Origin of the sequence: Micrococcus sp. HMSC31B01, from assembly GCF_001816085.1 — a bacterium.
In the GTDB taxonomy this organism is placed as follows: Bacteria; Actinomycetota; Actinomycetes; order Actinomycetales; family Micrococcaceae; genus Micrococcus; species Micrococcus luteus.
In genome coordinates, this window is sequence record NZ_KV825427.1 from 1 (window position 1) to 13,698 (window position 13,698).

Genomic DNA, 13,698 nt, shown 5'->3' on the forward strand with positions numbered 1-13,698 from the left:
TCACCCACGATCCCGAGCCGCGAGCCGGCGTTGATCCGCACCGTGGCGTCCGTGAGCACGCGGTGCCCGCCGAGCGAGACGGTCAGGTGCTCGCCGCGCAGGTGGGCGGCGGGCCCGGCGGGCAGGGCGGGGGAGGGAGGGCCGGAGGTCATGTCCGCCAGTCTAGGGAGGGGGCGCGCTGCCGCGTCCGGGGTCGGGACTACGCTCGGGGCCATGTCCGCCGCCCCGCCGCCGCCCGCCTTCGGCACCGTCCTGCACCACCGCGCCCACGGGATGGCCCCGGGGGAGTCCATCTCCCCGCCGCTGGTCCACGCGAGCGCGTTCCACCTGCCCGGCGCGGACCCGGACGGCGCCCCCACCGCCCCCGGCGCGGACGTGCCTTTCCAGTACGCGCGCTGGGCCACGCCCACCTGGTCCGCGCTCGAGGCCGCCCTGGGCGCGCTGGAGGACGCCGACGTCGCCGTGGTCCCCTCCGGCATGGCCGCGATCGCCGCCGTCCTGCTGCCCCTGCTGCACCCGGGGGACCGCGCCCTCCTGCCCGCGGACGGCTACGGGCCCACCCGCGCCCTCGCCGCCGAGCACCTCACGCCCCGAGGCGTGCACGTGGACCTGGTCGCCACCCAGGGGCTCGCCCATGCGGACCTGAGCGGCTACGACCTGGTGCTCGTGGAGACCCCCTCCAACCCGGGGCTGCGCGTCGCGGACCTGGCGGACGTCGCCGCCCGCGCCCACGCGAACGGCCGCCGGGACGGCGCGGGGGCCCTCGTGGTGGTGGACAACACGCTGCTGACCCCCCTGGGGCAGCGCCCGCTGGAGCTGGGGGCGGACGTGGTCGTGGCCTCGGACACGAAGGCCGTCAACGGGCACACGGACGCCCTCGGCGGGCACGTGGCCAGCCGGGACCCGCAGGTGATGGCGCGGGTGCGCGGCTGGCGGACCCTGGCCGGCGGGATCCTGGGCACCCACGAGGCCTGGCTCATCCACCGCGGTCTCGAGACCCTCGAGGTCCGCTTCGCCCGGATGTGCGCCTCGGCGCAGGCGGTCGCGGAGCTGGCCGCGGGCCACCCGGCGGTGCGCGCCGTGGTCTACCCGGGGCTGGCGGACCACCCGGACGCGGAGGTCGTGGCGCGTCAGATGACGGCGGCGGGCGGCCTCGTCGGGCTGCGGTTCGCGGACGCGGCGGCGGCCGAGCGGTTCATCGCCGCGGCGCAGTACGTGGTGCCGCAGACCAGCTTCGGCGGCACGCACACGGCGGCCGAGCGCCGCGCCCGCTGGGGCGACGACGTCCCGGACGGTTTCGTGCGTCTGTCCGTGGGCGTGGAGCCCACCGCCGAGCTGCTGGCCGACCTGGAACGCGCGATGACCGCCGCGGGCGGCGGGCCGACCGCCTGACCCGCGCCCTCCGCACTTTGTGGGCCGAATACGACTCTCCCGGGGGCTCTGGGGCCCGGGAGAGTCGTATTCGGCCCTGAAAGTGAGCGCCGCCGAGACCTCACCCTGACCCGCGTCCCGGCTACGCTCGCGGACGAGGCCGCCCACCCGCGCCTCGCCCGCCCGCCCCGCCCCAGGAGACCCGCCCCCATGCAGCTCGACCTGATCGTGGAGAACGCCTGCCTCATCACCGGCGACCCCGCCCGCCCGTCGGCCTCGCGGCTGGGGGTGTGGCGGGGCGTCGTCGTCGGGGTGGACGAGGAGCTGGACGGCCTCGCGACGCGCGAATGCCTCGACGCGCGGGGGCGCACCGTCCTCGCCGGGTTCAACGACGCCCACGCGCACAGCGTCTGGTTCGGCCAGTCCCGGCTGGACGTGGACCTCGAGGGCGCGCGCACCGCGGAGGAGGTCCACCGCCGGGTCCGCGCCCGCGCCGCCGAGCTCGACCCCGGCGCCTGGGTGACGTGCACCGGCTTCGACCCCGGCCACCTCACCGGACCCCAACCGGACCGGGACAGCCTCGATGCCGCCGCCTCCGGGCGCCCCGTGCTCATCCGCCACAACACGGGCCACGCCGTCACGGTGTCCGGGGCGGTGCTGGTCCTGGCCGGCGTGGGGGAGCAGGTGCTGCAGCAGCCCGAGGGCGGGCGGATCCTCACGGACGCCGCCGGCCGGCCCACCGGTCTGTTGGAGGAGACCGCCATGAGCCTGGTGACCCGGCTGCTGCACCCGGAGTCCCACGAGCACATCGGCGCGTGCCTGGCGCGGGCGTCGCAGGAGTACGCGGCCGAGGGCATCACCTCGGTGACCGATGCGGGGGTGGCCGGCGGGTGGATCGGGCACAGCCCGCTCGAGTTTGGCGCGTATCAGCGCGCCCGGGACGCGGGGCTGCTGCGCACCCGCTTCCAGACGATGGTCACCCTGGACGCGCTGCACTCGGTGGACGGCCATCCCGACGACGGCACGCACCTCACCCTCGACGCCGGCGTGCGCACGGGCGTGGGCGACGAGTGGCTGCAGATCGGGCCGGCGAAGGTGTTCACGGACGGGTCGATGCTCGGGCAGACCGCCGCGATGACCGAGGACTACTGCGGCCACGGTCATGGCCGCGGTTACCTGCAGCAGGACGCGGGGGAGATGCGCCGGGCGTGCCTCGGTGCGGCGGCCGCCGGCTGGGCGCTGGCCCTGCACGCGATCGGCGACGCCGCCCTCGACTTCGCCCTCGACGTGATCGCCGAGGCGCGGGGCCGGTTCGGGCGGCCCGTGATGCCGCACCGCGTGGAGCACGGCGGGGTGGTCCGCGACGATCAGGTGGCCCGTATGGCCGAGCTGGAGGTCGTGATGGCCACCCAGCCGAACTTCATCAGCGCGTTCGGCGGGTCGGTGCGGGAGCGGATCGGGCCGGAGCGGGCCGCGCTGTCGTACCCGGCCGGGCGGCTGCTGCGCGCGGGCCTGGTGCTGCCGGGCAGCTCGGACCGTCCCGTGGCCGGCGGCCGCCCGCTGGAGGTCATCCAGGACTTCGTGCTGCGCCGCACCGAGACCGGCGAGCAGTACGGCCCGGACGCGGAGCGGCTCACGGTGGCCGAGGCCCTCCACGCCTACACGGTCGGCTCCGCGGAGGCGACCGGCTGGGGCGGCCGCAAGGGACGGCTCGTCGCAGGCCAGCTCGCGGACTTCACGGTGCTCAGCGAGGACCCTCGGGCGGTGCCGAGCGAGCAGATCGCGGCGATCGACGTCGTCGCCACCGCCGTGGGAGGGGAGTTCGTGCACGGCGGACTGTGACGCCCGGCCCCGGCACCGGCCCCGACTCCTCGCGACGAGCCCTGCGATATGGCCCCTAAACGCGTGGTTTAGGGGCCATATCGCAGGGCTCGTCATCCGGGGGAGCGGGTGGGGCACGTCCGGTGACCCGGCGGTCAGCCGTGGCTCTGCTGGGGGGCTGCTCCCTACGCTCAGAGGACGGCGCGCAGACCGCGCGTCGCCCCGAGACCGTGAGGAGCACCCCGTGGCGCACGACGACGCGAACACCACCACCACCGACCAGCTCACCCTGCAGGACCCCACGAAGCGCTACCCCGTGATCAGCCCGCCGGAGCAGTCGCTGCCCGGCACCGGCCTGGACGCGGAGATGACGCCGAAGGCCGACCTGGGTGAGAAGTCCTACCGCGGCACCGGCCGTCTCGAGGGCCGCAAGGCGCTCATCACCGGCGGTGACTCCGGCATCGGCGCGGCCACCGCGATCGCGTTCGCGCGCGAGGGCGCCGACGTCGTGATCACCTACCTGCCCGAGGAGGAGAAGGACGCCCAGCACGTCCTCGAGGTCCTGCAGGCGGAGGGGCGCACCGCCGTCGGGATCCCCGGTGACCTCCGCGACAAGACGTTCTGCGCCGACCTCGTGGCCCAGGCGGTCGAGAAGCTCGGCGGGCTGGACGTGCTGGTGAACAACGGCGGCAAGCAGGTGGCGCAGGACTCGATCGAGGACATCGACGACGAGCAGCTCGAGGCCACCTTCGACATCAACATCCTGGCCCAGTTCCGCCTGGTCAAGGCCGCCCTGCCGCACCTGAAGCCGGGCTCCACGATCATCAACACCACCTCCGTGGTCGCCTACATGGCCCCGGAGCAGCTGGTGGACTACTCCTCCACCAAGGCCGCCATCAACACCTTCACGAAGGCCCTGGGCCAGCAGCTGGCACCGAAGGGCATCCGCGTGAACGCCGTGGCGCCCGGTCCGATCTGGACCCCGCTGCAGCCCTCCGGCGGCCAGAAGCCGGAGGCCCTGCCGGAGTTCGGCCAGTCCACTCCGCTGGGCCGCGCCGGGCAGCCCACCGAGCTGGCCCCGGCGTACGTGTTCTTGGCCTCGCCGGAGTCCTCCTATGTGGTGGGCGCGACCATCCCGGTGACCGGCGGCATGCCGACCCCGTGAGGTGAGGCCTGTCAGGCGGGGCGTGTACCCCGCGATAGACAAGGTGACGGTCGTGGTCGCCTCCGGACACCGGAAGCGACCACGACCGTCACCTTGTCTGTGGGGTGGGGCTGCAGGCTCCACAGCCTTGTGCGGAATCACCTGATGGAGCCCGGCGGTGTCGCGCGGAGCCGGCTCAGCGAAGACGCGGAGATCCCGCGTGGTGTGCGTCTGGGCGCAGTTCTCAGGCACAGACCTAGCCTCAACGAAGGGGGTGGGTGACTCCGCGCGACGAAGACGACCCTACGTGAGGACGCGCGTGCTGGGGAGGCGTCCCCATGGCGCGCGGGGCAGGCGGGCCAGGGGATGTACCCCTACTAGCTGATAGTAAGTATGCGAGTGAGAACTTGCTAAGAGGGTTCCATTATTGACCCTGTGCGCCCGCTCTGTCAGCATCTGTGTCATGCCTCACCGAGGCTTCCGACCACTCGATCTTCGCGCGGGAGGCGGACACGTTAAGCGGGGGCAGCGCCCGAGCGAATGGGGCGGCCCCGAGACCAGGACGAAAGGCCGCGTCATGTCTGACTTCGACACCCTGTCCCTCGAGGACCTCCTCGCCGCGTGTGCTCCCGGGGGGAGCACCTCACTCTTGTCGGAGACCCCGCTCCGGCCCGCCGGCGGCCCCGGGGCGGTGATCGCGCCGGCCAAGGTGATCGAGGGCCGGGGTGAGACCACCTACGCCTACGAGCGTCGGATGGAACTCGACGAGGCCGGTCAGCCGCGACCGGTGTGGACCGTCGTCGTGGACAGCAAGCAGTCGGTCTCCAACCGGGACGAGGACGCCATCATCTCCGCTCGGCGGGATCAGGGGACACCGGAGGGAGAGGCGCTGCGCAAGGTGCCGACCATCGAGGTGCGTTACGGAGAGGCTGTCGAGTCGGATCTCTCCCTGCCTCATCGTGCGTTCGACGGACACATCCGGGCGGCCACCCTTGACGGTGCTCCCGTGACGCAGACCGAGGCCTACCGTGCACTGCGGGACGCCACGAAGCTCGACGCCCGGGCTCTGCTGGACGCCGCACCGACGGCCTTGGTCCTCGGCGCATGGGACTCCACTCGGAAGTCGCATCAGGGCCGCTACCAGTCCTGCATGACGGGTGAGACCATCGGCGTTCTGGCCGACCAGGACCAGGAGGGCGGGGCGCCGCGGACCAATCGGCGCGCAGCTGGCCGTGTGGACCCCGTCGCGGCGAGCGTCAAGCCATCGGCCAAGGACGTCGAGGCACTGGTCAAGGCGCAGGCGGGTGAACTGAGCGCCAAACTGCAGGACAAGGTGCTCGCCGAGGCCAAGAAGAAGGGGGAGACCGGATCGTCCATGTCCACGCTCGGCCTGGGCCACATCCCGCCGGTCCTCGGCGAACTGGGCGGTGTCGCGTGCCGTTCCATCATGCGACGACGCCTCCTGTCCTTTTCCGCGCTCCGTCAGCTCCGCTTCGGCGGCACGACGGAGCAGGACGTGGCGTGCCGCGCCCTGCTCGCGGCCTACGCCCTGCTCGGCATGGCCCTCTCGGACCGCGAGCTGCATCTGCGTGCGAACTGCCATCTGGTCGAATCCGATGAGCCGACCGTGACCCTCGACCTCCGGTACGGCAAGTCCCGGGCGCTCGCCCCCATCACGGACGAGGTGGCCGTCCAGGTGTTCGAAGCGGCGCTGGCGCATGCGAAGTCGGTCGCCGGTGTCGAGTGGAACGGGCAGACCATCCAACTGGTGGGCGACCCGGCGATCCTGGGCGCCGCCAGCACCGACGACGTCGAGGTGTGACCGTGGGCGGACTCGTCATCAGCGCGGACTTCCCGCTGGGCGTCTACACGGGCCACGGGCCGGACGGCGGCGCAGAGCGATTCCCTGATGTCGCGAGGCTCTTCTCGGCCCTCGTGCAGGCGGCCGCTGCGGGGACTCTTTCGACGGGGGATCCTGAGGCTCCGTTCACGGCAGAGTCGTTGGCCGCCCTGGACTGGCTCGAGGAGCATCCGCCGGATGCGTTGGTCCTGCCTGGTCACACGCCCGTGGCACCTGGCGTGCGACGCTTCGCGTACCGGAAGGAGGGGGTCTTCCTCAAGGAGGTCGGCAAGACCAACTACAAAGTGACCGGCCGGCCTGTCTCGGACGGAACTGCGCTCGGCGGCCCCGTGCAGTGGGTCTGGGATGACGGGCCCAGCGGGACGGACACACAGGTCTGCTCAACTCTGGAACAACTCTGCGCGGACGTGCCCCATCTCGGAGAGGCGTCGTCGCCCGTACGTCTGACGGTGCACGAGGGGGAGGGCCTTCCGGCGCCCACGCATCGACGTGACCGGAATGCAAGTCTGCGTGCGGTCCCCGGTGCGGTGCGGCAGGCGATGCCGAATCCCGGACGGAGGGCAGAGCTCGACCGTGCCCACGCGGCAACGACGCTGGGGCGGAAGCCCTCGGCCAGCGGCGACAAGCACACGACGTCGGCGGTGCCGCATGCCGCCCTGCCGCCGCGCGACCACCTCCGGAGCGGGATCTTCGCGTCGGTCGAGCAACACGAACCTGACGTTCCCTGGACCCAGGTGCTGGCGGTCCCCGTCATCGGGGCCAACTCCACTGTCCCTGAAGAGCGGTACGTGAGTGTCTGCGTCGCCCTGCACCGCGCGCTCGTGTCGCGCCTGGGACCCGACGCCCCGCCGGAGATCACCGGCCGTTATGCGCCGTCCGATGCCCCACCGGCCAACCGTGTCGCACTCCACCTGGTGCCGGGGGACCTTCCGGCCCTGCCGTTCTCGGACGGACGGGATCGATTCCTCGTCCTCGTGCCGCGAGGGATGCCCGGGCCCGCCCTGGGGATGCTGGCATCAGCCGTGGCCGGCGTCCGCCGTGTCGTCACCTCAGAGCACCAGCTGACCGTCGCCCCCGAGGAGATCGAGGTGTATGACGGGGCGCAATTCTGGAAGGCCCCGCCCGAGGGTGCGGTGCGGACGTGGGACGCCCAGCCGGCCGTGGTCGTAGAACGACGGCTCAAGTCGAAGCCCCCGATCCGGGACGTCGACCTGGCTGCCGCATGGTCTCTGGGCAATGTGCTCCGCGACCTCGAACCGGCGTTCACGACGAAGGACCCTGTTGCTCGACACGCAGCGGTCGTGGAGAGCGGAGCGCGGCTTCGGGGCAGGGCGTTCCGCACGCTCACGCCGACGGCGTACGTCCACCGTACGGACCGCCGCAGCCCCATCGAGCCGTTCCGCCTCACGCTCACTCTCAGTACCGTCGTGCCTGATCGGGCCATCCTCGCGCTCGGTCAGAGCCGTCATCTGGGCTGCGGACTGCTGGTGCCCACGGACATTCCCGGATCGACCCAGGAGCGGTCATGAACGTCAATGACAAGGCGGCCTTGACCGTCGCCATCGATGAGTTCGACGAGTTCTTCGCCGCCGTGAACCATGGCCGTGAGCCCTACGCCTGGCAGCGTGCTCTGCTGAGGCAGGTCGTGACGACGGGACGCTGGCCTGACGCCGTCGTTGCGCCCACGGGCGCTGGCAAATCGAGCGTCTTGGAGGTGCACGTCTTCGCGGTGGCCATGACCCACGCACCCGGGTGGGAAGGGGCCCGGGCCCCTCGTCGCCTCTGGCACGTGGTGGGGCGCCGAGCGCTCGTTGACGACATGGCCTCCCGGGCCGAGGGTGTGTTCGACCAGCTCGCCGAGATCACGGACGTCCCGGGTGAGGCGCCATTGAGCCGAGTCGCAGCTGCCCTGAGGCGCATCTCGCCGGCCGGGCAACCGGGCTCGGTGACAACGCTCCGCGGCGGGATCGCACCGGAGCGCGGATGGCAGGACGACCCGGTCTCCTGCCAGGTGATCTGTGCGACGCCGGACATGGCCGGCAGCCGGCTCCTGTTCCGGGGCTATGGCTCCACCGCAGGAATGCGTCCCCGCGAGGCGGGGCTGATCGCATACGACTCCGTGCTGATCCTGGACGAGGCCCATCTCAACCGGCAGCTGCTCACCACGGCTCGTCGTGTCGCGTCGCTCGCCGGTGAGTCACCTCTCGCCGCTCACGTGCCAGTACTGCAGGTCGTCGAGACGACGGCCACTCCGGCGGGACTCGCGCCGGCCCAGACTTCTATTGGCATCGAGCTTTCGGACATCCGCACGGGTGCCGTGGGGGAGGCGCTCCTGCGCCGTCTGGATCGTCCGAAGCCAGTCCATCTGCACCTGGACGGCCCCTGGCTCGTCGGGGGCACAGCGCGTGAAACGACGCAGGGAGCGCAGGAGATCGCCCGCATGGCGGCGGACGCCGTGCAGGCGGGACACACCCCCGTGGGGGTCGTCATGAACCGCGTCGCGTCGGCCCTGGCCGTGCACCGTGCCCTCCTCGGTCTCAATGGCGGCCTGGATGTCGCGCTCGTCGTGGGGCCGCGCCGCCGCTGGGAGCAGGCCCTCGAACGATCCCGGACCCCGGATGTCTACGTGGCGACCCAGGCGATCGAAGTCGGCCTCGACCTGGACTTCGGGTTCCTCATCACGGACATCGCGTCGGGATCGGCGCTCGCGCAGCGGGCGGGGCGACTCAACCGCACCGGGGCCCGGGAGTCCGCGCCCGTGCATGTGCTCTGCCCGTCCGCCGATCCCACGGCCAAGACGGCGGCTCCTTACGAAGTGCAGGACATCACCGACGCGCTCGAGTGGCTCCGGGACCGCGCAGAGGATCCGAAGGGGGTGAGTCCCGCTGCTCTCCTGGAGCACCCGGCCCCGTCCACCGCCCCGGCCAGGCCCGTCCTCAGTGAGATCGAAGCCGCGCGCGCGGCCCTGTTCAGCCGCACGTCCGAGGCACTGGCCGTCGAACCGGACTTGACGCTGTGGCTGAGGGACTCACTAGACGCGGAAACGGACGTCGCCGTCGTGGGCCGCCGGCTTCCCCGTCTCGGCGAAGACGCTGGAGAGGACTGGTCAGGGTTGGACCAGGCGGAGTCCGCGGCGTTGCTGACGACTGCCCCACCTCAGCCGCATGAGGCCTATCCGGTCACGCTCTCCCGGCTACGCCTGTTGCTCGCCGGGGGCCGACGCGGGCGGGCCACGCCCGCGTTCGTCCGTCGTGGACGCCAGTGGACGCTCGTGGATCCGGAGGCCTCGGGTCACGGGATCGTCCCGGGAGATGTCGTCTGCGTCCCCCACGACTGGGCTGCCACACACCATCACGTCCTGGTCGAGGATGGCCAGGAGCCTGTCGGCGACGTCCTCGACCCGCGGTCTCCGGACGGAACGATGCTCTCGCTCGAGCCGGTAAAGGCCAGTCGGCGCAGGGTGGTGTTCATGACCGGCGTCGCCTCGCCTGGCGTGCAGGACCACCTTCGATGTTCCCTGTTGGAGATCTGCGCGGGCCTGCAGGAGGCGGACGTTCCGCTGACCCTCCCCAGCGTGCTGGATGCGCTGGATGACCGGGGACAGTCCGCGTGGCTCACCGCCTATCTCGGCCAGTGGGCGGACCCGGATCTGGCCGCGCGATTCGACGTGAAGGTCCACGTGGGTGGCCGGGCTCCCGACTCGCCGCAGCAGGCGGCATGGGTGGTGTTCGAGCTGCTGGACGCGGCCGATCCTGACGACGCCCAGCTCTCTGCGACAACCGGGCGCAGCCCTGTGTCCCTCGCCGATCACCAGAGGGACGTGGCAGACCGGGCCGGCGAGTTCGCCCAAATTCTCGGCCTGCCTGAGAGTCTGAAGCGGACGTTGACCGTGGCGGGGGCACACCACGACGACGGCAAGAGCGACGAGCGTTACCAAGCCTGGCTGACCCAGGGTGTGGCTGGCGCGGACGAGCCGATGGCGAAGAGTCTGCTGAGCGCCCTGCCTTTCCGTCAGTCACGGTTCCTCCCCGCTGGCTGGCGGCACGAGCAACTGTCCGCCGCGATGCTCCGCGCGCATGCGGACGGGGCGGATGCCCTGGCCGTGCGTCTGGTGGGAACGAGCCACGGGCATGGGCGCGGCACGTTCCTGATGGGGGCGGAGAGTCTTGTCCACCCGGAGGCAGCCCCTCACGTCCGCATGGCCGCGGAGGAACTGTTCGACGTCGGAGTCTGGGACGCACTGGTCCTGTCCGTGGAGCAGACGTGGGGGCTATGGGCTGTGGCCTGGCTCGAGGCGGTACTGCGGGCCGCCGACGTGACGATCTCCAAGGAAGGACGATGAACATGGCCCGCACGACTGAGCCCGTGACGCTGACAGGCACGTGGGACGTGCTGCTGTCCCATACGGCGCTGCTCGGCGCCGCGATGGTCGTGGAGGAGGAACTGGGAGCCGGTGCCGTGCGGCTGCGGTGGACCGACGAGCCGGACTCTCGACCGCAGTTGTGTGGGGCAGGGCTTGATGCCGCGGCCCTTGGCGGCCTCATCCACCGGCATGCGACCCGGCATGTCCAAGACCCGAGGGGCTGGCTGTACTCCACGGACGCAGTGGCCGGATCGTTGTTCTCGGCCCGGACCAAGATGCCGGCGTCCGAGCACGCGTGGGTCGACCTGCTGCACGATCGCACAGAGGCGGCGCGGCCATTGCGCGGGCTCGACTCGGCTCTCGTGGTGGGCTTGGGGGAGCGGGCCTGGTGGCACAGGACGAGCAAATCGTTCCGGCCCGACCATGGCGCGGCCGCCTGGGAGATGCGCACCAGGAACAAGGGCATGGAGTTCATCGCGCATTCACTCCTCCCCACGGGAAGGGCCGTGGCTGGCCGAGCGGTGGAGGCAGTGACCTCGGGCCTTCTCGGGACCACGGTGGAGGACGAACCGGGCAAGAACAAGCCGGATTCCCGCACGGCGACGGGCATGGCCCCCCTGGGGCCGGTGGATGCCGCGCGTGCCTGGGTGGGGCTGTGGGCGCTCGCGGCCTTGCCCGTCTGGGCGGACAGCCGCGGGCGGTCCGTTTCGTCCGCTCATATCCCAGCCCGCAGGGAGTCGTTGGCGCGGCTATTGATGCCGGTGCCGACATCCTGGGTGACGGTGGCGCGGATGCAGGCCGCCTTGCGCTCGCGATACCTGCTCGTGGCGGGGGAAGACGCGACAGGGCCCAGCTTGGGCTCAGCCGAGACGACGGCGGCTCAGGCGATCCTGGAGGAGTGGGGGTTCGCTCAGATCCTGAGCTTCCCCGTGAACGTCACCGGCAGTGCGTCGGCCCCGGAGCGGCGCACTCTCGCGGCGAGGGCGCTGAGATGACTGAGCACGACACGGGGGAGCCGTATGCTGACTCGCTGCCATTCAGTCTGGTCGCGCACTGGAGTTTCTGCCCGCGTCGGGCATGGCTCGAGGCCATGGACGAGAAAGCGCCGAAGGTGGCGCAGATCCAGCAGGGAGTGGCGGACCATGCGCGGGTGGACGTGCCCACCACACGTGAGGCTCAGACGATGCGCGGCATCGACGTGCGCGACCCGTCTCTCGGCGTCCACGGGCGAGTCGACCGGGTCGAGCGACTCCCGTCGGGGCGTCTACGCGTCGTCGAGCACAAAGCCACCCCAGTGAAGCGAGCTGCCCGAATCAGCGACACCAATCGTCTGCAGCTGGTACTGCAGACGATGGCGCTCGAATCCCAGGGGAACACGGTGGAGGACGCCGAGGTGTACTTCACCACCCATCATCGGCGGGTCCCGATCGAGATCTCGGCTGCGGACCGAAAGGCCGCCCGTGATGCGGTGGCATCGGCTCGGTCCGTGGTCAACGGGAAGACCGCTCCGGCACCGTTACTGGACGACCCGAGGTGCATGCGGTGCTCCCATGCCTCCGTCTGCCTCCCTGAGGAACGGCAGGAAGCAGAAGTGCTGTCCCGAATCGTCCCGCCGGACCCTGCCGGTGAGACCCTGCACCTCACTGTGCCGGGGAGTCGAGCGAGCATGTCGGCCGGGCGGATCACGGTGGTGAAGGGCGATGAGCGGCTGGCCAGCATCCCTTTGGAGCGGGTGTCGGCCGTCGTGGTGCACGGCAACGTCGACCTCTCAGGAGCGTTGCTGCGGGAGCTGATGTGGCGAGGCCTCCCCTGTGTCTGGTGCACGGGGGCGGGGCGCGTCGTCGGGTGGACCAATGGAGTCAAGCCGCCGAATGGCGGCGCACGCTTCTGTCAGTTCGCGGCATCGGCCGAAGGCCGAGTGGACATCGCTCGCGAGTTCGTGGTGGCCAAGGTCGCGAACCAGGCCACGATCCTCCGGCGTTTCGGAGGCATGCCAGCTGTGGTCAAGCGTCTTCGATCGGCGACGCGACTGGCGAGCACGGCGACGTCCACCGGCCAGTTGTTCGGAATCGAGGGCCGGGCTGCCGCAGAGTATTTCGCAGGATTCCCGGGGCTACTGGCGCCAGGTGTGGACGCGGGCGTGGCTGAGTCCTTCCCCGGTCGGGTCGGGCGAGGGGCCACCGACCCGTTGAACATCGCCTTGAACTACGGGTATGGGATGCTCCTATCCGAGGTGATCCGTGCGGTCCTGGCCTGCGGCCTGGACCCGCATGCCGGGGTGCTGCACTCCAGCGGACGGAACAAGCCGGCCCTGGCGCTGGACCTGATGGAGGAGTTCCGTCCGCCCGTGGTCGATTCCGCCATCTTGGCCGCGTTCAACAATGGCGAGTTGGGGCGGCTGTCTTTCACTCATGTGCTCGGTGGCGCGCGGCTCACCCAGACCGGCCGGCGCAAAGTGATTGCGGCGGTGGAACGGCGCCTCGGGACGGAGTTCAAGCACCCCGTCTTCGGATACAGAGTGACGTGGCGCCGCGCGATAGAGGTCCAGGCGAGGATGTTCCTCGGCGTCCTGGACGGCTCGCAGGAGGTCTACAAGGGGGTGCGAGTCCGTTGAGTGCCCGGGATCGTCTCCGGAGGAGGCTCATCGCCTATGACATTCCTGACGACCGCCGCAGATCCCGGGCGGCCCGCGTCCTCGAAGGGTTCGGAGATCGAGTCCAATATTCAGTCTTCGTGGTGGATGCCTTGCCCGCCCAGTTCGTCTCCCTGCAAGCAGCCCTCGAAGCGGTGCTGGATCCGGGCGAGGACAGCGTGCTGGTCTGCGACCTCGGCCTGACGGCCACGCTTGGCGCAGAGCAGTTCAGCTTTCTGGGTCGATCACGCGAGATCTCTGTGGATGGGCCCATCATCATCTGAAGCGAGCCAGGGACCTTCGCGAAGGCTCCGTCGATGTCCGGAATCCGGCGAGCCGTCGCATCAGAAAAGGGCTTGTCAGCCCACGGTTCATGGGTCGAGGCCGATAAGCATGGCGCTCCACGGACGCCTCTTGAGCCCAGGGCTCGCCGACGGTCGCGTCTGCCCATGTCAAAGGGCTGTAATCTGAGGTGCTGTCTCCGCTCCTGTGGGGAGCGGACTTCG

At 71.0% G+C, this 13,698-nt stretch carries 9 protein-coding genes; all 9 read left to right on the forward strand.

Annotated features, from left to right (window positions below; genetic code table 11):
- Positions 1–213: 213 nt before the first annotated feature.
- Positions 214–1,392, forward strand: coding sequence for a cystathionine gamma-lyase (locus HMPREF3105_RS11835; protein ID WP_020627041.1), 1,179 nt, complete (start codon positions 214–216; stop codon positions 1,390–1,392).
- A gap of 189 nt (positions 1,393–1,581) precedes the next feature.
- Complete coding sequence (locus tag HMPREF3105_RS11840) at positions 1,582–3,213, forward strand: amidohydrolase (protein ID WP_070709796.1); 1,632 nt, start codon at positions 1,582–1,584, stop codon at positions 3,211–3,213.
- Positions 3,214–3,436: 223 nt separating this feature from the next.
- On the forward strand, positions 3,437–4,357 hold the full coding sequence (locus tag HMPREF3105_RS11845) for an SDR family oxidoreductase (protein ID WP_020624952.1): 921 nt from the start codon (positions 3,437–3,439) through the stop codon (positions 4,355–4,357).
- A 556-nt stretch (positions 4,358–4,913) separates the two neighbouring features.
- Positions 4,914–6,158, forward strand: coding sequence for a type I-G CRISPR-associated RAMP protein Csb1/Cas7g (gene cas7u / locus HMPREF3105_RS11850; protein WP_070709798.1), 1,245 nt, complete (start codon positions 4,914–4,916; stop codon positions 6,156–6,158).
- A 2-nt stretch (positions 6,159–6,160) separates the two neighbouring features.
- On the forward strand, positions 6,161–7,726 hold the full coding sequence (csb2, locus tag HMPREF3105_RS11855; RefSeq protein ID WP_041105073.1) for a type I-G CRISPR-associated protein Csb2: 1,566 nt from the start codon (positions 6,161–6,163) through the stop codon (positions 7,724–7,726).
- Positions 7,723–10,539, forward strand: coding sequence for a type I-G CRISPR-associated helicase/endonuclease Cas3g (cas3u, locus tag HMPREF3105_RS11860; RefSeq protein WP_020627957.1), 2,817 nt, complete (start codon positions 7,723–7,725; stop codon positions 10,537–10,539). Before csb2 ends, cas3u begins: the two co-directional genes overlap by 4 nt.
- A gap of 2 nt (positions 10,540–10,541) precedes the next feature.
- Positions 10,542–11,555: a hypothetical protein gene (locus tag HMPREF3105_RS11865; RefSeq protein ID WP_043282298.1), complete on the forward strand. Its 1,014-nt coding sequence runs from the start codon at positions 10,542–10,544 to the stop codon at positions 11,553–11,555.
- Positions 11,552–13,174 (forward strand): CRISPR-associated endonuclease Cas4/Cas1, encoded by a 1,623-nt coding sequence (locus HMPREF3105_RS11870; RefSeq protein WP_041105070.1) that lies wholly within the window; start codon positions 11,552–11,554, stop codon positions 13,172–13,174. Before HMPREF3105_RS11865 ends, HMPREF3105_RS11870 begins: the two co-directional genes overlap by 4 nt.
- Positions 13,084–13,476: a CRISPR-associated endonuclease Cas2 gene (gene cas2, locus HMPREF3105_RS11875; RefSeq protein WP_230594528.1), complete on the forward strand. Its 393-nt coding sequence runs from the start codon at positions 13,084–13,086 to the stop codon at positions 13,474–13,476. The genes HMPREF3105_RS11870 and cas2 overlap by 91 nt, the downstream gene beginning before the upstream one ends.
- Positions 13,477–13,698 lie beyond the last annotated feature (222 nt).